Here is a 20238-nt window from a genome sequence, read left to right as displayed (position 1 = left end):
GAAAGTCCATGGCCGTGGCGTCTTTGTGCGCCACGGCAAACGAATCCGCTATCAGCGCTTGAGCAGGCCCGCCTGTGCTACGGCAGCGCGCAGGGCTGCCGTCTCCTGTTCATTCGGCGCTTCGGTCGGTGGGCGCACGGTGGCGTCATCAATCACACCAGCTAGGTACATGCCGCCCTTCATGCGGGCATGGGCCTCGCCAGTCGGCTCGCCGCTGCCGTAGACGGCATCCTTGAGTGGGGTGATCACAGCCTGAATTTCCATGGCCTTTTTCAGATCACCAGCCTTTACGGAATTCCACAAATCGATGATCAGTTGAGGAATGAACGTGGCGAAACCGACCAAGGCGCCATCCACACCCTGCACCATGGAAGCCAGCAGGTATTCGTCGTGGCATGTCAGGATGGCCTTGCTGGCATCTGCTTCGCGGATAGCCTGAATGTCGCGGGCATATTTATTCATGTCGCGCTGGCCGACCTTGAAGGCTTGCAAATAGGGCAACTTGGCCAGCTGCGCGAGCAGCTGGGAAGAGTAAGAGGCGCGCGTCCAGGCCGGATATACGTGGCACACCAGATCCAGGCCGGGTGCTGCTTTGTGAATGGCTTCGAAGTACTGCAGGGCATGCTCAGAAGTGAAACCAAACCGCAGCCAGTGGTGAGGAGGCATGACATCCAGTGCTACAGCGCCAGCTTCTTTGGCGGCCCGTGCATGCTCGGCTGCTTCAGCCAGGCCTTCGCACACGATGGATGAGATGACTGGCAGGCGCCCTTTAAGTTCGTCAGCAACGATGCGGGTGACTTCGGCGCGCTCGTAGGGCGTCAGTGAAAAAACCTCGCCAGTGTGCCCATTGGTCATGATGGCGACGACGCCGTCATGGCCCGCAAGCCAGGATGCAAGCTTGCGCAGTGCCGCTTCATCGATCTTGTGATCAGGCGTGAATGGACAAGAAATCGCGGGGATGATCCCCTTGTAGTTGGAAATCGATGGCATGTATAGTCTCCGAGCGTTGGCTTTGTTGATCTGAGACTCCATCATTTCTCAGAGTGCAAATCAGCACCAATACTAGAAATGCATACAACTATCTAGTTCATAGAACACTACGAGCGCAGAGCATGGGACCTGGTAATCGCAACCTCGATTTAGAGTGGCTTGAAGACTTTATTGCCCTTGCTGAAAGCGGAAACTTTTCCCGTGCTGCCGAGGTTAGAGCCATCGCTCAACCGGCTTTCAGTCGCCACATTCGTGGACTTGAGGAGTGGGTAGGAGTCGATTTATTTGACCGAAGTGCTCATCCAGCAGCGCTGACGGCTGCCGGTCAGCGCTTCTTGCCACTGCTGGAAGGCGTGCTCGGAGACCTTGAGGCAGCCAGAATCAAGGCCCTGGCGGCGCACAACCAGGAAGAGTCCACTTTGCGGTTTGCGGCAACGCATGTTCTGTCGTTGACGTTCTTTCCCCGCTGGCTTGCTGAAATCGAATCAAGGCTGCACATAGGCTCGTTACAGACCATGTCGGACAGCTCTCGCAGCTGCGAATTTCTGATGTTCCAAAGGCGGGTGCAATTCGTGCTTTGCCATGGGCATGCCAATGTTCCGGGAAGACTGGACGAACAAGAGTACCCCATGCTCTTGCTTGGCAGAGACATGCTTCTGCCAGTGTGTGTACCGCATCCAGACGGAACCATGGGAAAAGCCTTGCACGCGATTGGCAATGCACCGCCGGTACCCGTGCTGGCGTATAGCCAGGACTCAGGCCTTGGGCGAATCATGAGGACGCTGCTGCGGCCCAATATGCCCAAGACCGGCAGGAGCACATCCGAGTCCGATCTTCAAGAGGTCTTTACCGCGCACCACGCCGTGCTGCTGAAAACCATGGCTTTGGAGGGGCGAGGCATTGCCTGGCTTCCCCAATCACTGATAGAGCTGGAACTGGCCAATGGAACCTTGGTAGGCGCTGGTCCAAAGGCGTGGAATATACCGGTGGAGATACGTATGTACAGGCAACGTGCAGAGATGTCGGATAAGGCCGAAGCGCTTTGGGAGCTAGCCAAGAAGCAAGCTCTTGTGTGACCTGATCAGAGAAATCAAAAGCTTCTTTTCCTCAAGCAGAGATACTGGGTCCAATGACTGCCGATTTGCCTTCTACCTCAACAGATATGAATGCTGCCGTGGACCGACTTATTCAGCTGTATGAGCAGCTCACACCGGATCTCATCAGGCAACTTGATACGTTTTATGCAGCAGACGCGCACTTCAAGGATCCATTCAACGATGTTCGTGGGGTTCCGGCTATTGCCGGTATCTTCGATCACATGTTTGACACCTTGCAGAACCCGCATTTCATAGTCACGCAGAAGCTGGTGCAGGGCCAGCAGGCCTTTTTGGCATGGGAGTTTCACTTTCGATTGCAACGCTGGCGGCCCGGTATTGATCAATGCATCAACGGGGCCACACTGCTGTGTTTTGATGCCCAAGGCCGCGTTAGCCAGCACCGTGACTACTGGGATACGGCTGAAGAGTTATATGAAAAATTACCACTGCTTGGAGCCTTGATGCGCTGGCTGCGCAAAGCGGGCTCCGCTTCTAGGAAGACTGCCCATGCTGACCGTTCATCACCTTGAAACCTCGCGCTCTCAGCGCGTCCTCTGGCTGCTTGAAGAACTTGGCGTTCCTTATGAATTGCGCCACTACAAGCGCGATCCCCACACACACTTGGCACCACCCGAGCTCAAGCGCGTCCATCCACTGGGAAAATCGCCGGTTATCAGCAACGGCGACACCGTGGTCGCCGAGTCTGGCGCCATCATCGAATATCTCATTGAGTGCTATGGCAATCAGGCTCCGATGGAGCTGTCGCACCTGGAGCCGTTGCGTGGAACAGTAGAGCACCGCCAGTGCCGTTTCTGGATGCACTATGCCGAGGGTTCACTCATGAATTGGCTGGTGATGAAACTGGTTTTTGACACCATCCCGAACCAGCCCATGCCATTTTTCGTGCGCCCGGTAGCTCGCGAGCTGTGCGGCAAGGTGCAGCAAAAACTCATTGCGCCCAACGTGCAGACCGCCTTGGCCTTTATGGAAGATCACCTGGCAAGTCATCGCTGGTTCGCTGGTGAGCATTTGAGCATGGCCGACTTCCAGATGAGCTTTGCCGTTGAAGCTGCTTTGACTCGCGGCGGTAATGAAGCCGCTTGGCCTCATCTGATCGCCTACCGCGAACGTATGCAGGCCCGTCCCGCATACCAGCGGGCCTTGAGCAAGGGCGGGCCGGTAATGATGGAGTCCTGAGCCTCAGGGGTTCATGCTTGGCTTGAACGGCTCGCTAAGAGCTGAGTTCAGTTTTCCTACCGCCAAGCCTTGGCCAAACTAAGGTTGTTGGCTTGTCTGCCCCGGTACAGCCAATCCGCCAAAGGTCGTGCTCGACACCCAGTCGATGATTTGCGTATGCGTGTACTGGCCCGATTCCTTGAGAAGGGCCACCACGGGATCGCAGGCGCGCGCAAACAGCGTGTAGAGCACCAGTTCGGCCGGCAGCGTGGGCTGCAGCTGGCCGCTGATTTGGGCCTCGGTGATCCAGATACTGAGGCGGTTGCTCAGCGAAATCAACCGGTCCATATAGGCGTCGTTGGATTGCAGCGAGGCACTGAGGTTGGAGTTCTGCGCGGGCAGGGAAGGCATCTGGCCTTCCAGTTGAGTCTGCATGGCCCAGCATGTCACAGCCTTGAGCTGGTCCAGCGGGCGAATGGGCGTTCCGGTCTCGGCAGCCTGAGCGGCCTCGCCGCGCAAGCCATCCACAAAGGCCAGGGCCCGGTCCAGCACTCCGACCATGGCGGCCCCCGCCAGCTCCTCCTTGGAGGTGAACAGCTTGTACAGGCTGGCCTTGGCCATGCCGGCCTCGGCTGCGACCTCATCCACCGTCATGGCGTCGTAGCCCTTGGTGGCCAACAGCCGATTGACGGCCGTCACGATGGCCTGCTCGCGCACGCGCTGTATCTGTTCTTTGATGGAGGTGCGGCTTGTCATGAGCCCATTTTAGACATCGCAGGTCATATCTGATACTAGATAGTGCAAAGTGGATATGTTTGGTCTATAGTTTGAACTCATTAGTTCACAGTTTGATCTCTGTAGTCTGGTTGATTGATTCAACCAAGAAAGACGCTCCCATGCATCGCATTGCAGTCATCGGGTCGGGGATTTCGGGTCTGGCCGCAGCACGGCGGCTGGCCGGCACATCGGGCCGGCATAGCGTGACCTTGTTGGAGGCGGGCAGCTATTTTGGCGGCCATGCCAACACCGTCGACATGACGCTGGACGGGGTTAGTCAGGGCGTGGACACGGGCTTCCTGGTGTTCAACCACCGTACCTATCCGCTGCTGACCCGCTTGTTTGAGGAGCTGCAGGTGCCCACGGCGGCAGCTGAGATGTCATTTTCGGTGCAGGTGCCGCAGGCCGATGGCGGTGCGGGCCTGGAGTGGAGCGGCAGCTCGCTGGGCGGCGTGTTCGCCCAGCGCCGCAATCTGCTGCGGCCTCGTTTTCTGAAGATGCTGGCCGAGATCCTGCGCTTCAACCGCCTGGCCACGCGTATTGCCCAAGAAGGCAATGAAGTTCAGTTACGCAGCTCTATAGAAGTTTTTCTGGACGAGCACGGCTTTGGAGCCGCCTTCCGACAAGACTATCTGCTGCCCATGATGGGCTGCATCTGGTCCTGCCCTACGGATCAGATGCTTTGTTTTCCCGTGGCCACGCTGATCCGCTTTTGCCACAACCACGGCCTGATCCAGATCACGGACCGGCCGCAGTGGCACACGGTGCGCGGCGGCTCACGTCAGTACGTGCGGCGCATGGTGGCTGCGCTGCAGCAGGACGGCCGCCACGAGGCACGACTGAATTCACCCGTGCTGGGCTTGCACCGCATGGAGCAGGGCGTGCTGCTGCAGACGGCGCACGGCACGGAGCAGTTCGACGCCGTGGTTCTGGCCTGCCACAGCGACCAGGCTCTGAAGCTGCTGGACAGCGATGCCACACCGCAGGAGCGCAGCGTGCTGGGCGCGATTCGCTACCAACCCAACCAAGCCGTGCTGCATACCGATGCCAGCGTGTTGCCGCGCCGTGAAGCGGCCTGGGCCGCTTGGAACTACGAACGCGCGGCCAACCCCGGGCAGGATCAGGCCGGCGTCTGCCTGCACTATCTGCTCAATCGCCTGCAGTCCCTGCCATGGCAGCAGCCCCTGATGGTTTCACTGAATCCGGTGCGACCCATTGATGACAGCCAAGTTCATGCGCGCATAGCGTACAGCCACCCGGTGTTCGACTTAGCGGCCATTGAGGCGCAAGGCAAGGTGAGCACTCTGCAAGGCCAGCGCCGAACCTGGTTTTGCGGTGCATGGTGCGGCTACGGATTCCATGAGGACGGCCTGCGCTCTGGCCTGGAAGCGGCCGACAACTTGCTGCATGCCTTGCGGGCGCTACCTGTCAGCACCGCCTTTGAGGGGGTTGCATGACTGCCCGTCCACTCATCGGCTTTGGCCATGTCTGGCACCACCGCCTGCGGCCGGTGGAGCATGTGTTTCGCTATCCGGGCTACTTCCTGCTGCTGCCCCTTCGCAGCCTGCGCTCGCAGCCGGACGCCGTGCTCAGGCGCAACCGGCGCGGCTGGCTGAGCTTTTATGACCGCGACCACGGTGAGGGCGGGACCGATGCGCTGGCCTGGTTCGAGCATCTGCTGCACAGCGAAGGCATTGAAGATGCCGATGGTGAAGTCTGGCTGCACACTTTCCCGCGCGTGCTGGGCTATGTGTTCAAGCCCGTGAGCTTCTGGTATGCCCACCGCACCGATGGCTCGCTGGCTGCCGTGCTGGCCGAGGTCAACAACACCTTTGGCGAGCGCCATGCCTATCTGCTGGCAGGACCGGATCTGGCCTGGGGCACAGAGCAGGTGGCACACAAGCAATTCCATGTCTCGCCGTTCTGCGAAGTGCAGGGCGAGTACCACTTTCGCTTCGAGCGCAGCGAAGACCGCACCCTGGCGCGCGTAGACCTACATGACGAAGATGGCCCTCTGCTGCAAACCAGCGTGGGCGGTGTGCTGCACCCACTGGATGTAAGCACCGTGCGCCGCGCCTTTTTCGGAACTCCTTTGATGACGCTGGGTGTCATCGTCCGCATCCACTGGCAAGCGCTGCGCCTTTGGGCAAAACGCGTGCCGTTCCATGGCAAACCCTCCGAGCCCAAGCGCTTCGTCACACGATGAACACTACCGCCGCCTCTTTGCTGAGCTCCTCTGCCGCAGCGCCGCATCGCATTCCTGCGAGGGCACGCCGTGTGCTGAACCTGCTCGAACGTCTGCCGCACGGGCAGCTAAACCTGGAGCAACCCGACGGACACTTGCTGCACTTGCCCCGGATGCCATCGGGCGCTGCAGACGCGCATTGCGTGCTGCACAACTGGCAAGCGCTGGAACGCACGCTGAAATCGGGGGATATCGGCCTAGCCGAGGGCTATATCGCCGGCGAGTGGGACAGCCCGGACCTGGCAGCTTTGCTCCGGCTTTGCATGACTAACCGCGACCATGTTCAAAGCCTGGTCTACGGCAGCTGGTGGGGCAGGCTAGGCTACCGGCTGCGCCATCTGCTGCAACGCAATACGCGGGCCGGAAGCGCCAGAAACATCCATGCCCATTACGACCTGGGCAACGATTTTTACCGCCTTTGGCTGGACCCTGGCATGAGCTACAGCGCAGCCTGGTTCGAGAGACGAACCGGCGAATCTCTGCACCAGGCAGATCTGCAAGAAGCCCAGCAAGCCAAACTCAGACGCACGCTGAATGAGGTGCAGCTTCAGCCCGGCCAGCGCTTGCTTGAAATCGGCTGCGGCTGGGGCGGCCTAGCTGAAACGGCTGCGCAAGAGTTTGATGCCCAGGTCACCGGCGTGACTCTGTCGCGCGAGCAACTGGTCTGGGGTCAGCGTCGCATGCTTCAGGCCGGTCTGGTCGACAACGTGGAGCTGCGCTACCAGGACTATCGCGACCTGCCTGCGCAGTATTCAGGCAAGCCTTTTGATGCGATCGTTTCCATAGAAATGTTCGAAGCCGTGGGCCGCGAATACTGGCGCGGCTACTTCGAGATGCTGCGTGACTGCCTTAAGCCCGGCGGTCTGGCCTGCATACAGACCATCACGCTGCGCGAAGACCTGTTCGCCCGGTATCTGCGCTCCACCGATTTCATTCAGCAATATATTTTTCCGGGTGGCCTGCTGCCCAGCATCCCGGCCTTCGAAGAGGAGGCGCAGCGCGCCGGCCTTGTGGTGGAAAATCACATGGCCTTTGGCCGCGACTACGCGGAGACGCTGCGGCGCTGGCGCCAGTCCTTCGAACACCAGCTCGACACCGTGCGCGCCCAGGGCTTTGACGAACGCTTTGTGCGCATCTGGCGTTTCTACCTCGCCTACTGCGAGGCAGCCTTTGACACCGGCAACACCGACGTAGTCCAGTTCACGCTGCGCAGGCCCATGCCATGACATACCTCCAACACCGACATCCCATCAAACGCCGCCAGGCCATGTCCTGGGGTGCGGCTAGTGTTCTTGCTCCTTTATTGATCACCATGTCCAACGAACTTCAAGCCATGACCCCGACGGCCGATCTTCCGGCCGAGCTGCGCAGCACCCTGCCAGCCGCGCGCCAAGTAGGCTCAGCCGTGCTGCGCTTCTTTGGACTGCGCGTATACGAAGCTCGGTTATGGGCCGCGAACGGATTCACGCCGGAAGACTACAACCGTCACCCGTTTGGGCTGGAGTTGGTCTATGACCGCAAGCTTGAAGGCGCGGCGATTGCCGAGCGCTCCATCGCCGAAATGCGCAGGGTTGGCAGCTTCACCGATGAGCAGGCCCGCCAGTGGCTGAGCCTAATGAAGCAGGCGTTTCCCGACGTGGTAACCCATGACAGGCTGCTGGGCCTGAATGACGGCCAAGGCGAAGTGCGCTTTTTCCACAACGGCCGGCAGACTGCGCAGATACGCGACGCCGAGTTCGCGCGCCTGTTCTTCGGCATCTGGCTCTCGCCCCAGACCTCGGCGCCCGCCATGCGCAACTCACTGCTCGGCTTGGGCTGAGCACCGCCACCGGACCTCGCCATGGCCTCACACCCCGCCACCGCCCACATGCTGCCCTGGCGAACCGGGTTGGCCTATGGCGGGCTGGCCGCGCCACTGGCCTTTGTATCCCTGCCTTTGTATGTGAACCTGCCGCACCACTATGCCAGCGTGGAGGGCGCACCACTGGCGGGACTGGGTGCTGTGCTGCTAGCCACACGCGCATTCGATGCCTTGGTGGATCCCGCCATTGGCCGCCAGGCCGACTGGCTGCTGCGCCGTGGTGCATGGCCGGCTTGGTGTGCAGCTGCGCTGGGTAGCCTGCTGATGGTGCTGGGATTTTGGGCACTCTGGCACTCGCCGCGCAGTACCGAGGCCGCCATGCTGGGCTGGCTGGCCTTCAGCCTGCTCGTGTGTACGCTGGCCTATAGCTTCGTTGCTATTCTTCATCAGGCTTGGGGAACCCGCTGGGGAGGCGACCCCGGCTGGCGTGCCCGTGTCACTGCGTGGCGCGAAGGAGCCACACTGGCGGGCGTGCTTCTGGCCAGCGTCCTACCAGCTTGGCTGGGCTATGACGCGATCAGCGCCGTGCTGGCTATGGGCCTGGCGCTGGGCCTGATCGGTTTGTATCGCCTCAAGGCTCCCGTCCTACTGCCACCGCAGCCCGCAGCAACCCATCAGGCTTCGCCGTGGGCCGATGCTGGCTTTCGGCGTTTGCTTGCCATCTTTATGCTCAATGGCGTAGCAGCCGCCATTCCCGCGACCCTACTGCCTTTTTTCGTGGCGGACCGGATACAGGCACCCCAGCTACAGCCCTTGCTGCTGTTGTGCTATTTCGGCGCGGCGGCCCTGGGCTTGCCGCTGTGGGTAAAAGCCGTCTCGCGCTGGGGCCTGGCACCCTGCTGGCGCATGGGCATGCTGATCAGCGTGCTGGCTTTTGGATTTACGCCCTGGCTGGGTGCAGGCGACGGCGTGGCTTTCGCCGTGATTTGCCTGGTTAGTGGACTGGCTCTGGGCGCTGATCTGGCTTTGCCGGGTGCCTTGTTGACGGGCGTGATCCACGAGGCAGGAGAGGGCGGTCGGGGCGAGGGCCGCTACCTGGGCTGGTGGACCTGCGCAACCAAACTCAACCTCGCCTTGGCTGCGGGCCTGGCATTGCCATTGCTCTCAGCCGCAGGTTATCGCAGCGGCGGCACCGACCCAGCAGGCTTGCAGGCGCTTGCCTGGGCCTATGGCGGGCTGCCCTGTTTGCTCAAGCTGGCGGCGGCAGCACTTCTCTGGCGTGCTGAACACCTGCATTCTTCCTGGAGGCATATATGAGCCATACGTCCTTCCCCCTTTTATCTTCGCCCTTGCGCCGGGCCATTCTGGGCGTTGCAGTCGCATTGTCCCTCACGGGTTGTGCTGGGCCCACGGTTCAGGACTACGCCAAGGAGCTGCCCCAGCTGAACCTGAGTCAATACTTCAATGGGCCGTTGACGGCACATGGCATCTTCACAGACCGCTCAGGCAAGGTGATCAAGCGCTTCACCGTGCGAATGACAGGGCGCTGGAATAGCGAGCAAGGCACTCTAGAAGAGCACTTTGTCTACAGCGACGGCAGCACGCAGCAGCGTGTCTGGCATATCCAGCACCTGGGCGATGGCCGCTACAGCGGCAGGGCAGACGATGTGGTGGGCGAGGCCCAGGGCAAGAGTGCGGGTAACGCCATTCGCTGGACCTATGTGCTGGCACTGCCCGTGGACGGAAAAGTCTGGAACGTCAACATGGATGACTGGATGTACCTGATGGACGAGCGCACTTTGCTCAACCGTACGTCCATGAGCAAGTTCGGCGTGCATCTGGGCGATGTGACGCTGGCCTTTGTTAAGGAGTAAGGGCCATGTCACTTTTCTCCAGCCAGCTGAATCCACCGCTATCCGACTGGCACGGACGCACGGCATGGATTTTAGGTGCCTCTTCAGGCATAGGACGCGCCACGGCCGAAGCGCTACACAAGCAAGGGGCCAGCGTAATCGTTTCGGCGCGGCAAAGCGCTGCGCTGCAGGATTTTGTGCGTAACCGCCCCGACTGCCTGGCACTGCCTCTGGACGTGACCGATGCCAAGGCCGTGGCTGCTGCAGCTCAGGCCGTGCAGGCCCATGCGGGCAGGGCACCCGACCTAATACTCTACTGCGCCGGCCACTACAAGCCACTGCGCGCCACGGAGTTTGACTTGGCCGAGATGCAGCACCACCTGGCAGTGAACTATGGTGGCGCGCTGCATCTGCTCGATACCGTGCTCCCCATGCTACTAGCCGCTGGCAAAGGCCATCTGGCCTTGGTCGGTAGCGTGGCCGGCTACAGGGGGCTTCCCAAGTCGCTTGCCTATGGGCCCACCAAGGCAGCCCTCAACAACCTGGCGGAAAACCTCTATCTGGACCTGCACGAAAAAGGCCTGGGCGTATCCATCATCAACCCCGGCTTTGTCGAGACGCCACTGACCGCGCAAAACAACTTCAGGATGCCCGCACTAATTAGCGCTGACGAAGCAGCGCAGCACATGCTGCACGGCTGGGCACAGGGACGTTTCGAGATGAACTTCCCGAGACGCTTTACACGCTGGATGCGCTTGCTGCGCTGCCTTCCCGACGTTTGGTACTTCGCCGCTGTGCGACGCACCACGGGTGTTTGATCTGCTGGCTAAACGCTATTGCCTTGAACGTAGTTCAAGAGAGCGCGCTCATGTGGAAATTGGCTTTAATGGTAAACACAAGATTTAACATAATATACATCGTATCTAGTTAAACAAAGGCTCGGTATCCGGCGTCATGACCGTGATACTCGCCTCCAGCTTGCCCGTAGCTTCCGCGCCATGTACCGGAATCTGGGCATGGATCTGCACGCCTGTGCGCAGTTTCTTCATGTGTCGACCCGGACTGTACATAACTGGGAATCCGGCAAGCACGACATCCCGTACGCCACCTACAAGCTGCTGCGGCTGCTCAACCGTATGGAGCTGCCTGGCCAAGCATGGCAAGGCTGGTGCTTCTATGGCAACAAGCTGATTTCACCTGAAGGTCGCTCGTTCGAGGGCAAGGACAGCAACTGGTGGGGCCTGCTGATCATGAGGGCTCGTGTCAACGACCGTCTACGGCAACGCGATGGGGTCGAAGGCGCAGCGCGCACGGCCACCGGGGCAGCGCAAGCGGACCGGGTGGCCGGGAGCGTAGAGCCTCGTCCCACGGACTTGTCCGTGGGACGGCGCGAAGCGCCGGCCCTAGATTTATCTCATAGACACTTTAGAACATACACGGAGCAAAGCACGGCTGGATACGGCTTGCAGCACCGTTTGAGCTACCACTACCAACCCCTGTTCAACGCAAGAAAGGAATTGCCATGAACGAACTCAAGCCCGTCCGTACCCGTGAAGACCTCTTTGGCTGGCTCAGCCTTGAAGACGTCGAGAAAGAGGTGTTTGCGGCCTATGTGGGAGCCAAGCAGCATGCCCTCAAGCATGACTTTGAAGCTGATGCTCGCGTGGACTACGCTGATGATCCTCTGATGCCGGGAACGGTCCTGTTTAAGGACGGAACACCTTGGCAAGACCGCCACGACTTCTTGGAATACATGCTCTGCGGCATTGTTTGGCGTCTGGAGGCGCTTGCTGAGCGCAAAGGGGTTGCTCTGGATCGATTGAACATGTCTGACGCTGTGCAGGGTCCTCCTGGCTGCCCCAAGGCAGTTGACAAGCTTGCTCATCCTCACTGGAACTACTTGGCTGGAGAGGTTCAAACTATCACCAAGGCTGACATTGATGCCATGCCTCCTGCGCAGCGCAAAGCAATGAAGCAGGCCCTTGGCAAGGCTCAGGTGCGATGATCTGCGCACCCCAAAAGAAAGCCCCAGCGAGTGCTACCAACACTCCTGAGGCCATGACCAATCTTGAAAAGGACAAGACTGATGGAACGGATTGTAGGGCGTGATCGCCTTGTTAGCACCTCTGGCGGCGGATACGAGTTGGTTCGTCGCCCTCTTGGCAATGGCCATGTCGAGTGCACTGTTCGGGAACTGGTGACTTGGCATCATGCTGGGGAACTGACCGAGGATGCCTATCAACAGTACTTAGAGGCCCGTGAAGCGAACGCTGAAGAGCGGCATCAAGCCAATCTGGAGCGCTCGGCCAAACGTGCCAAAACCCGTGTACGGCATCTGTGCAAGGCTGCAGGGGTGGATACCCTCCTCACCCTCACCTACCATCAAAACATGACCGATTGGGGGCTTCTCAAGCGGCATGTCAAAGAGTTCAACCGTCGTATGGCCCGGATCATTCCCGGCTGGTTCTACGTCGCTGCGTATGAGCGCCAAGCCCGTGGGGCTTGGCATGTTCACATGGCTGTGCATCGTGTACCGCGCATGCTGGAGCATGCTCGTGGCGTCAAGGTCAAAAGCTACAGCGTCATACGTTCCGTGTGGCATGCAGTCGTTGGTGAACTGGGCGGCAACGTGGATTTGCAGGCCAGCAAGCGCATGCGGGCGCCCTCCCGCATTGCTGCGTACCTCTCCAAATACATGACCAAGGCCTTTGCAGACGGGGATGCCTGGAGCAACAGGTTCTCCTCTAGCAAGGGCCTGTCTGTGCCCAAGCCCCAGCGCATCCGCTTTGTGGGCTGGAACATGCCAGACGTGTTGCAGGCAGTGTTTGATGACTTGGACTCGGTTGGCTACCAGTGCTCAGCACAACTGAGCGTACGGCTAAGCCACTTCAAGGATGCCTGCTGGTTCATCTTGGACACCAACATCCCCATGCGAGAGCCCGCTTGGGCTTGATCCTCCTGTAGCGGTTATTGGGGCTCAGGGGGTATCGGGGGCGTAGCCCCTGATGTAGCGAAGCGAAACCCAGCGGCCTTCGATTAATCACTGGCCATATCCGCGATTAACTGCCGTTGAATATCAACGGAGCGCTCATTCGCGTCCTGATAAACAGAAAACTCTGAAAATAAATCCTCAACAGGGGATAAATAGGGTTCATTTACTCGCTAATGAAGATTATTATCTCGGGGAGTCCAGATAATGCCTTATACATCGTATCTATCAAATGCCGAGGCCTGAGGAGGTGTCAAACCAAGGAAGTTTTAGCCCTCTCGGACTGTTATTGGCATGTTTCACGACCTGTGCCTGCTATCGCAACGTACGGCGGTTGATTGATCGGCGTGTGGCCGCCAAATTGGTACGGCGGCTGGCTGCTTGAGTTGTATTCGAGTCCATTGCTGCAGGAATACTGGACAAACGTTGCTGCGCCTCCAGCAAGCTCTTTAGGTCTGCCGCGCGTTCTTGCGCCAGTGCTGCGGTGTTTTGTGTGCTTTGCAGCTGTGTGTGCAAGTTCAAAATTTCCTGCTCGGACTGCTCAAAGCGGTTTTGCAGCTCCTGATGCTTGGACTCCGTCTTGCGCTCTTGCTCTTGCTGAGCTTTGCGGGCGGCGGTTAGCTCCTGGCGGGCGCGATCTACTTCGTTGAGCATGTGGCGCTCGTTGCCTGCATATTGTTCGGCCATGCGTTGTCGCTCTGCCGCTGCCGACTGGATTTCTTCGCTGTGCTTTTGTTGCTGCAGATCACGCTGGCGCACGGCGCTGCTCAGTTCTTCACGGGACTCTTCCAAGCGCTGATCGCGGTCTTGGAGCTGCTGCTGCATTTCATCAAGTCGACGAGCCAGGTCTTGCGCATGGTTTTGCGCAGCCTGCAGCGCCTGATTCATGGCTTCTTTTTGTGCCTGCATGGTGGCTTCGCGCTGCACTAACTGTTCTTGCTGAGCCACAAATTCTTGCTCTTGCGCTTTCAATTCATCTTCGCGCTGGGCCAATGCAATGGTGGCTGATTTTTTCGCCTCTTCCTGAGCGCTATCCCACAACTCTTGAGCCAGGCGCTGAACGGGGTCTGGCACGGACTTCCGCACTGATGGGTCTTGCTCGCCAGCAACGCCCAGTCTGCGCCCCAGCGTTGCAAACCAGGTCTCCAGCATCGGGCTGACCGTATTGGGAGAGCCGCGTCCTATGTGCTGGCGCACGCGCTCGATGGTTGGACGCAGGCCTTGGGCGATCAAAGCATCTGCCGCAGCCCAGACATCGGACTCTTGCACGCCTCGCGACGTTGTTTTTGCTGTATTCATATCAATACTCAATATTACTAACGATAAGTGATTGTTATCGTGATTTATAAATAACATGCGTAATACACACTACATCTTATGTATTAAATATTACGTATGAAATTTTCATACAGATGAAAACGTACATTACAGCGTTTTGTATCCATGAACACAGCCACAGTGGCTGTTTTAGTCTTTGGATGGCGAAATTGCTCCGCGCTCTCAACATCGCGCTCAATGAAGGTGGTCCATGCGCTGCGTTGAGCAGGCCAAGAACTGAGGTACGGCTCTTTTTGCGCAATGTGAAGCCGAGGCCACAGCAAACACCCTGGCTAAACCGTTCTCGCGGCGAAAATACGGATATGGATTCCCGCAAGCGCTCACCCTTCCCTGCCCCTGTGGCTTTTCACTCTGATGGTCTATCTGTGCCTGGCGTACTGACATCGCCGCTGGCGCCCAAGGCGCATCAAGCCATCAAGGAGTTGATGCATGAAGGCGAATCGGCCAACACCCGCAACAGCTATCAAAGCGCCATGCGCTACTGGGCGGCTTGGCATGTGCTGCGTCTGGGGCAGCCCATGCAATTGCCACTGACTGTGGCAAGCGTGCTGCAATTCATCATTGACCATGCCCAGCGGCAGACGGGTGCAGGATTGGTCAGTGAAATGCCTTTGGACATTGATGAAGCGCTGGTCGCAGCGGGTTACAAAGCCAGAAAAGGCCCGCCTTCGCACAACACGCTGGTGCACCGTATGGCGGTGATGTCCAAGGCGCACCAGGTGCATTCCATGCCCAACCCTTGTCAGGATGGTGCGGTCAAAGAATTAATGTCGCGCACTCGCAAGGCTTATGCGCGGCGCGGGGAGCTGCCGCAAAAAAAAGAAGCCTTGACGCGTGATGTATTGGAGGAGCTGCTGACCACCTGCGACGATAGCCTGCGCGGCCAGCGTGACCGCGCCCTGCTCTTGTTTGCCTGGGCCAGCGGCGGGCGCCGGCGCTCAGAAGTGGCAAGCGCCGATATGCGTTACTTGCGGGCAGTGGGTGATGATGACTTTATCTATACGCTGACGCACAGCAAGACCAATCAGAGCGGCAATGATGCACCGGAAAATCACAAGCCGGTCACCGGCCGAGCCGCTCAGGCGCTGAAGAGTTGGCTACAAGCAGCAGAGATTGTCGAAGGGCCGATTTTTCGCCGCATTCGCAAAGGTGGTCATGTCGCCGAGCCGCTGACACCCGCTGCCGTGCGCAATATCGTCAAGGAGCGCTGCGCTCTGGCTGGTGTAGAGGGCGATTTTTCCGCGCACTCGCTGCGTTCTGGTTTTGTCACTGAGGCAGGTCGCCAAAATGTGCCGCTACCGGACACCATGGCGCTAACGGGCCACCAAAGCGTCAATACCGTGCTGGGCTACTACAGAGCCGATACGGCGTTGCAGAACAGGGCTGCACGACTACTCGACAGCGAGCCTATGCCCAATCCCAAACGCCCCTCCGCTCTCAGTTGAATACTTTTCAAAACCTTGAATATTCAACACCAGACGCTGCAATTCATTTTTTATACATCTTCATTCATTGCGCAGCAACGCCATAAGATACTATTTATTTCAAATTCAGCAACTCAATTTCGGCATGAAATCACAATTGTTTGTACGTCTGAGCGCCTTGGTCGTTGCTTTCTCGGTCATTTCACTGCTTCAAGGCTGTGCCAACACAACACAAGCGGGAGCTGTGGGTATCAACCGCACTCAGTTATTGGTGATCCCCAGCGCACAAATCAATCAGCAGGCGGCTGAAGGTTTTTCAAAGCTCTCCCAGGAAGCCGCAAAGCAAAGCAAGCTCAATAAAGATGCGGCCATGACCAAACGCGTGCGCGGTATTGGTGAGCGCTTGATTAAGCATGTACCCGTCTTTCGCGAAGATGCTGCCCAGTGGGCCTGGGAAATCAATGTCTTCGAATCGGATGAGATGAATGCCTTTTGCGCACCAGGCGGGAAAATTGGTTTCTACACCGGCATCATTCGCAAGCTTCAGCTGACTGATGATGAAATCGCGGCCATCATGGGTCACGAAATTGCACATGCTCTGCGCGAGCATTCCCGCGAAAAAGCATCGCAAAAAGGCGTTGCAAACATGGTGCTACAGACTGCGACCTCACTCGATAAGTCGGGAGCGGTTGGCAGCCTCGGTGGAATCGGACTGGAGATGCTTGTGCATTTACCCAACTCCAGAGCCATGGAGCTGGAATCCGACGTCATGGGGCTGGAATTAATGGCTCGGGCGGGTTATGACCCGCGCAACGCGGCCAATGTCTGGGTCAAGATGGAAAAATACAGCAGCGGCAAACAAAACATGGCTTTTTTAAGTACTCACCCACAGGGCGAAGACCGTATTAGCCTGCTCGAATCCAAAGTTCCCTCGGTGATGCCGTTGTACGAGGAGGCGATTGCCAGTAACGTCAATAAGTCTGCTGTGGAAAATATGACGAAGGCTGCTGTATCACGTAAAAAATCAACGCGCAATTCAAAGAAATAATTCAGAAGACGTTCTTAAAGACCCGCATTGCGGGTCTTTATTCATTGAGTCAATTGATCACTCAAATCAACCCAGCGCTGCAATCACATCCGCAGGTGCCTGCACCAGCTCAATCAGCACGCCCTCGCCTGCGATGGGGAACTCATCATTGCTCTTGGGGTGCAGAAAAGTGATGTCATAGCCCGCCGCGCCCTTGCGGATACCGCCGGGGGCAAAGCGCACGCCGTTAGCAGTCAGCCATTCGACGGCCTTGGGCAGATCGTCGATCCACAGGCCGATGTGGTTGAGCGGCGTGGCGTGCACGGCAGGCTTTTTGTCGATGTCCATGGGCTGCATGATGTCGACTTCCACCTTCATCGCCCCCTTGCCCATGGCCAGAATGTCTTCGTCCACATTCTCGCGCTCGCTCTGGAAGGTGCCGGTCTGCTCCAGACCCAGCATATCCACCCACAGCTTTTTCATGCGGCTCTTGTCGGTGCCGCCGATAGCGACTTGCTGAATGCCTAGAACCTTGAAAGGACGATTGCTCATAGAAGACTCCTAGATTAATAGCTGCTAACGCCTGTTGATTAAGCATTGCAGCCGGTTTTATTCAAATTTTCAGACCTCACCCAGCAGCCAGCTGCTAGCCATGGCGAAGTACTCTCTCAGCCACGCGTTAAAGCGCGTCGCCAAGGGTGTGGGTGCGGCCACGGGGTAGACCTGTGGCAGATGCTGCCGACTGGCGATATTCATGGCGCGCATCAGATGAAAGTCGCTGCTGACCATGGCCACGGGCGCATCTGCTGCCACGCCGCGCTCTGCCAGCAAGGGGCGGCTTAGCTGGATATTGAGTTCGGTGCTGGTGCTGAGCTTTTCCAGCACCAGCCGGTCTGCCGCAATGCCGTGGCGCTGCTGCAGATAGCGGGCCATGACCTCGGCTTCAGACTCTTTCTCGCCCCAGTCCACGCCGCCGCAGACGGCGATTAAGGCTGTGGGTTGCAGCTTTGCCAGCTCAGCCGCCGTATCCAGCCGCGCGGCCAGTACGGGGCGGGGGTGACCGTTCAAGGTGCCGCTGCCCAAGACCACGATGGATTGAACGGGCGGCACCTGCTGCGGCTCCAGCCCCAGTGTGAAAAGCCGGCTCCAGAACCATAAAAGACTCAGCAGCCAGATGGCAAAACCTGCCCAGACCAGAGCCCACAAGCGCGCATGCATAGGTCTCTTGGCTCGCCAAGCTTGCACTGCAGGCCATTTCCAGCTCAGCCACAAAGCGGCTGTACCGAGGATCGCGGGCAGCACCACACCCATGTTGAAGTGACCCATGACCATCAGCACCAGCGCATCGATCAGCAGCAGCGCGCCAGCCACCGCCAGCACCGCGCGGGTGATTCGGTGGGGTGGATATGCCGGTGAATCTGCTTGCAAAGTCATAGCTTCTAGCGCTTGATCAATATAGGTTTGAAGCCAATATAGCTTGAAAAATTACAAAAGCCCGCAGAGCCAAAGCCATGCGGGCTTTTTCATTTCAGAGCGTGAAAGTCTGCGCGTTCAGCCATGTCGGCGCAGGCCCCCGGCCCTGAAATCCTTGCATCATTCAAATTCCAGAATGATGTCGTCCACCGCCAGCGAGTCACCCTTGGTGGCGCTGATTTTGCCCACGATGCCGTCTTGCGCGGCGAACAAGATGTTTTCCATCTTCATGGCTTCGATCACGGCCAGCTTTTCGCCAGCTTGCACCTTCTGACCGGGCTGCACCGCCACGTCAACCAGCAGGCCGGGCATGGGCGAGAGCAGGAACTTGGACAGATCAGGCGGAGCCTTGTAAGGCATGAGCTTGTGCATCTCGGCACCCTTGGGCGACAGCACCATGACATCGGCTTGTGTGCCGTTGTGGATGATGCGCAGCAGCAGCGGGTTCTTTGCCGTGCCACGCTCGATCTGGCAGGTGAAATCCTTGCCATTGCACACGCCACGCACGACCAGATCACGAATGTCGGCATTGCTGCGGAATTCATAGGTCTTGCCGTTGATGACAACCTTACACTCGCGGGCGTCGGCGTCAAAGTCGGTAACCTCGCCGCTCACATACTGGTTGTTGCCTTCGGCGCCCAGCACCACAGCCGTGTACTTCTCGCCCACCTGCAGCTGGTGGCCTTGCATCTGACCGGTAATGGTCGATGCACGCGCACGGTAGCGGCGGTTGCGGAACATGGCCAGCGCGACCAGGAAGTCGGGATCGGCGTGCGGCACGTCTTCGGCGTGGAAGCCGTGGGCGTAGTGCTCAGCGATGAAGCCGGTGTTGAACTCACCCGTCACAAACTTGGGGTGGGCCAGCAGCGCTGCCTGGAAGGGAATGTTGGAGCTGATGCCGCGAATGGCAAAACCATTCAGGGCTTCGCGCGCCTTGGCAATGGCTTCGTTGCGGTCCTTGCCGTGCACGATGAGCTTGGCGATCATCGAGTCGTAGAACATGGGGATCTCGCCGCCGTCATAGACACCGGTATCCACACGCACGCCTTGCAGGTGCTCTGTGTCGCCTTGCCACATAGTCTGCTCTGGCGGCTGAAAGCGCACCAGGCGACCGGTGGAAGGCAGGAAGTTACGGAACGGGTCTTCGGCGTTGATACGGCACTCAATCGCCCAGCCGTCGCGCTTCACATCTGCCTGACCAAATGCCAGCTTTTCGCCAGCGGCCACGCGGATCATCTGCTCGACCAGATCCAGACCGGTAATGCACTCGGTCACAGGGTGTTCCACCTGCAGACGCGTGTTCATTTCCAGGAAGTAGAAGTCCTGATCCTTGCCGACCACAAATTCCACCGTACCGGCGGACTGGTACTTCACGGCCTTGGCCAGTTGCACCGCTTGCTCGCCCATAGCTTTGCGGGTTTCGTCGCTGATGAAGGGGCTTGGCGCCTCTTCGATCACCTTCTGGTGTCGACGCTGAATGGAGCACTCGCGCTCGTTCAGGTACACCACGTTGCCGTGGCTGTCGCCCAGAATCTGGATTTCGATGTGGCGCGGCTCCTGCACAAACTTCTCGATGAAGATGCGGTCGTCGCCAAAGCTGTTGCGCGCTTCGTTCTGGCAAGAAGCAAAACCTTCAAAGGCTTCCTTGTCGTTGAACGCCACGCGCAGGCCCTTGCCGCCGCCGCCGGCCGAAGCCTTGATCATCACGGGGTAGCCAATGTCCTTGGCAATTTCCACCGCTTGCTCGGGGCCAGCGATGGCATCGTTGTAGCCGGGAATGGTGTTGACTTGGGCTTCATTGGCCAGCTTCTTGGACGCAATCTTGTCGCCCATGGCGGCAATGGAATGGGCCTTGGGGCCGATGAAGGCAATGCCTTCGTCTTCGCAGCGCTTGGCAAAGGCTTCGTTTTCCGAGAGGAAGCCGTAGCCAGGGTGAATGGCTTGTGCGCCAGTGCTCTTGGCCGCCGCAATGATGCGGTCAGCCACCAGATACGACTCGCGGCTGGGCGCGGCGCCAATGTGCACGGCCTCGTCGGCCAGCTTCACAT

At 58.6% G+C, this 20238-nt stretch carries 22 protein-coding genes; 15 read left to right on the top strand and 7 right to left on the bottom strand.

Translation table 11 applies throughout. The annotated features are described in order from the left end of the window. Positions 1 to 51: 51 nt before the first annotated feature. The gene (locus RSF91_RS14415) at positions 52 to 990 is read right to left on the bottom strand and encodes a dihydrodipicolinate synthase family protein (protein ID WP_332569070.1); all 939 of its coding nucleotides are present in this window, start codon (positions 988 to 990) and stop codon (positions 52 to 54) included. Positions 991 to 1112: 122 nt separating this feature from the next. Between RSF91_RS14415 and RSF91_RS14410 the strand changes: the two genes are divergently transcribed. Genes RSF91_RS14410 through RSF91_RS14400 form a run of 3 tightly spaced genes read left to right on the top strand, consistent with a single transcriptional unit; the run spans position 1113 to position 3284 of the window. Next, the gene (locus RSF91_RS14410; protein WP_332569069.1) at positions 1113 to 2066 is read left to right on the top strand and encodes a LysR family transcriptional regulator; all 954 of its coding nucleotides are present in this window, start codon (positions 1113 to 1115) and stop codon (positions 2064 to 2066) included. A gap of 53 nt (positions 2067 to 2119) precedes the next feature. After that, positions 2120 to 2617: a nuclear transport factor 2 family protein gene (locus RSF91_RS14405; RefSeq protein WP_332569068.1), complete on the top strand. Its 498-nt coding sequence runs from the start codon at positions 2120 to 2122 to the stop codon at positions 2615 to 2617. Beyond that, positions 2595 to 3284, top strand: a complete 690-nt coding sequence (locus RSF91_RS14400) for a glutathione S-transferase family protein (RefSeq protein WP_332569067.1) — start codon at positions 2595 to 2597, stop codon at positions 3282 to 3284. The genes RSF91_RS14405 and RSF91_RS14400 overlap by 23 nt, the downstream gene beginning before the upstream one ends. A gap of 78 nt (positions 3285 to 3362) precedes the next feature. Here RSF91_RS14400 and RSF91_RS14395 read toward each other — a convergent pair whose 3' ends face one another. Then, positions 3363 to 4019 (bottom strand): TetR/AcrR family transcriptional regulator, encoded by a 657-nt coding sequence (locus tag RSF91_RS14395; RefSeq protein ID WP_332569066.1) that lies wholly within the window; start codon positions 4017 to 4019, stop codon positions 3363 to 3365. Between the two features lie 140 nt (positions 4020 to 4159). Here RSF91_RS14395 and RSF91_RS14390 point away from each other — a divergent pair, with 140 nt between their 5' ends. From RSF91_RS14390 to RSF91_RS14360, 7 genes are read left to right on the top strand one after another with little or no spacing between them, the layout of a single operon-like run. Further along, complete coding sequence (locus RSF91_RS14390) at positions 4160 to 5497, top strand: NAD(P)/FAD-dependent oxidoreductase (protein WP_332569065.1); 1338 nt, start codon at positions 4160 to 4162, stop codon at positions 5495 to 5497. Continuing rightward, positions 5494 to 6246 carry a DUF1365 domain-containing protein gene (locus tag RSF91_RS14385; RefSeq protein WP_332569064.1) on the top strand — a complete coding sequence of 251 codons (753 nt, stop codon included), beginning with the start codon at positions 5494 to 5496 and terminating at the stop codon, positions 6244 to 6246. The genes RSF91_RS14390 and RSF91_RS14385 overlap by 4 nt, the downstream gene beginning before the upstream one ends. Further along, positions 6243 to 7511 (top strand): cyclopropane-fatty-acyl-phospholipid synthase family protein, encoded by a 1269-nt coding sequence (locus RSF91_RS14380; protein WP_332569063.1) that lies wholly within the window; start codon positions 6243 to 6245, stop codon positions 7509 to 7511. The genes RSF91_RS14385 and RSF91_RS14380 overlap by 4 nt, the downstream gene beginning before the upstream one ends. Then, a complete protein-coding gene (locus RSF91_RS14375; protein WP_332569062.1) occupies positions 7508 to 8104 on the top strand; it encodes a chalcone isomerase family protein in 597 nt (198 codons plus the stop codon). The genes RSF91_RS14380 and RSF91_RS14375 overlap by 4 nt, the downstream gene beginning before the upstream one ends. 21 nt (positions 8105 to 8125) lie before the next feature. After that, positions 8126 to 9403 carry an MFS transporter gene (locus tag RSF91_RS14370; protein ID WP_332569061.1) on the top strand — a complete coding sequence of 426 codons (1278 nt, stop codon included), beginning with the start codon at positions 8126 to 8128 and terminating at the stop codon, positions 9401 to 9403. Beyond that, positions 9400 to 9960: a DUF3833 domain-containing protein gene (locus tag RSF91_RS14365; protein ID WP_332569060.1), complete on the top strand. Its 561-nt coding sequence runs from the start codon at positions 9400 to 9402 to the stop codon at positions 9958 to 9960. Before RSF91_RS14370 ends, RSF91_RS14365 begins: the two co-directional genes overlap by 4 nt. A gap of 5 nt (positions 9961 to 9965) precedes the next feature. Beyond that, positions 9966 to 10757, top strand: a complete 792-nt coding sequence (locus RSF91_RS14360) for an SDR family NAD(P)-dependent oxidoreductase (RefSeq protein ID WP_332569059.1) — start codon at positions 9966 to 9968, stop codon at positions 10755 to 10757. Positions 10758 to 10862: 105 nt separating this feature from the next. On the opposite strand, the gene RSF91_RS14355 is transcribed toward RSF91_RS14360, so the two are convergent. Continuing rightward, positions 10863 to 10988, bottom strand: coding sequence for a hypothetical protein (locus RSF91_RS14355; protein ID WP_332569058.1), 126 nt, complete (start codon positions 10986 to 10988; stop codon positions 10863 to 10865). Between RSF91_RS14355 and RSF91_RS14350 the strand changes: the two genes are divergently transcribed. From RSF91_RS14350 to RSF91_RS14340, 3 genes are all read left to right on the top strand, one after another. Beyond that, complete coding sequence (locus RSF91_RS14350) at positions 10989 to 11465, top strand: VC1465 family Xer recombination activation factor (RefSeq protein WP_332569057.1); 477 nt, start codon at positions 10989 to 10991, stop codon at positions 11463 to 11465. It abuts the gene before it with no gap. Next, positions 11462 to 11944 (top strand): hypothetical protein, encoded by a 483-nt coding sequence (locus RSF91_RS14345; protein WP_332569056.1) that lies wholly within the window; start codon positions 11462 to 11464, stop codon positions 11942 to 11944. Before RSF91_RS14350 ends, RSF91_RS14345 begins: the two co-directional genes overlap by 4 nt. An 81-nt stretch (positions 11945 to 12025) precedes the next feature. Continuing rightward, positions 12026 to 12892 carry a rolling circle replication-associated protein gene (locus RSF91_RS14340; RefSeq protein ID WP_332569055.1) on the top strand — a complete coding sequence of 289 codons (867 nt, stop codon included), beginning with the start codon at positions 12026 to 12028 and terminating at the stop codon, positions 12890 to 12892. Positions 12893 to 13243: 351 nt separating this feature from the next. On the opposite strand, the gene RSF91_RS14335 is transcribed toward RSF91_RS14340, so the two are convergent. Beyond that, positions 13244 to 14227 (bottom strand): DNA-binding protein, encoded by a 984-nt coding sequence (locus tag RSF91_RS14335; RefSeq protein ID WP_332569054.1) that lies wholly within the window; start codon positions 14225 to 14227, stop codon positions 13244 to 13246. Positions 14228 to 14568: 341 nt separating this feature from the next. Here RSF91_RS14335 and RSF91_RS14330 point away from each other — a divergent pair, with 341 nt between their 5' ends. Together RSF91_RS14330 and RSF91_RS14325 are read left to right on the top strand one after the other, a co-directional pair. Continuing rightward, complete coding sequence (locus tag RSF91_RS14330; RefSeq protein ID WP_332569053.1) at positions 14569 to 15711, top strand: site-specific integrase; 1143 nt, start codon at positions 14569 to 14571, stop codon at positions 15709 to 15711. Between the two features lie 67 nt (positions 15712 to 15778). Beyond that, the gene (locus RSF91_RS14325; protein ID WP_332569052.1) at positions 15779 to 16738 is read left to right on the top strand and encodes a M48 family metallopeptidase; all 960 of its coding nucleotides are present in this window, start codon (positions 15779 to 15781) and stop codon (positions 16736 to 16738) included. Between the two features lie 66 nt (positions 16739 to 16804). Here the strand turns inward: RSF91_RS14325 and RSF91_RS14320 are convergent, their stop codons facing one another. From RSF91_RS14320 to RSF91_RS14310, 3 genes are all read right to left on the bottom strand, one after another. Beyond that, positions 16805 to 17269 carry a VOC family protein gene (locus tag RSF91_RS14320; protein WP_332569051.1) on the bottom strand — a complete coding sequence of 155 codons (465 nt, stop codon included), beginning with the start codon at positions 17267 to 17269 and terminating at the stop codon, positions 16805 to 16807. A 69-nt stretch (positions 17270 to 17338) separates the two neighbouring features. Further along, complete coding sequence (locus RSF91_RS14315) at positions 17339 to 18151, bottom strand: YdcF family protein (RefSeq protein ID WP_332569050.1); 813 nt, start codon at positions 18149 to 18151, stop codon at positions 17339 to 17341. A gap of 159 nt (positions 18152 to 18310) precedes the next feature. Next, on the bottom strand, positions 18311 to 20238 hold a 1928-nt coding region (locus RSF91_RS14310), incomplete at its 5' end, for an ATP-binding protein (RefSeq protein WP_332569049.1).

Origin of the sequence: Comamonas sp. (assembly GCF_036643215.1) — a bacterium.
In the GTDB taxonomy this organism is placed as follows: Bacteria; Pseudomonadota; Gammaproteobacteria; order Burkholderiales; family Burkholderiaceae_C; genus Comamonas.
This window is presented reverse-complemented; position numbering and strand designations above follow the sequence as displayed.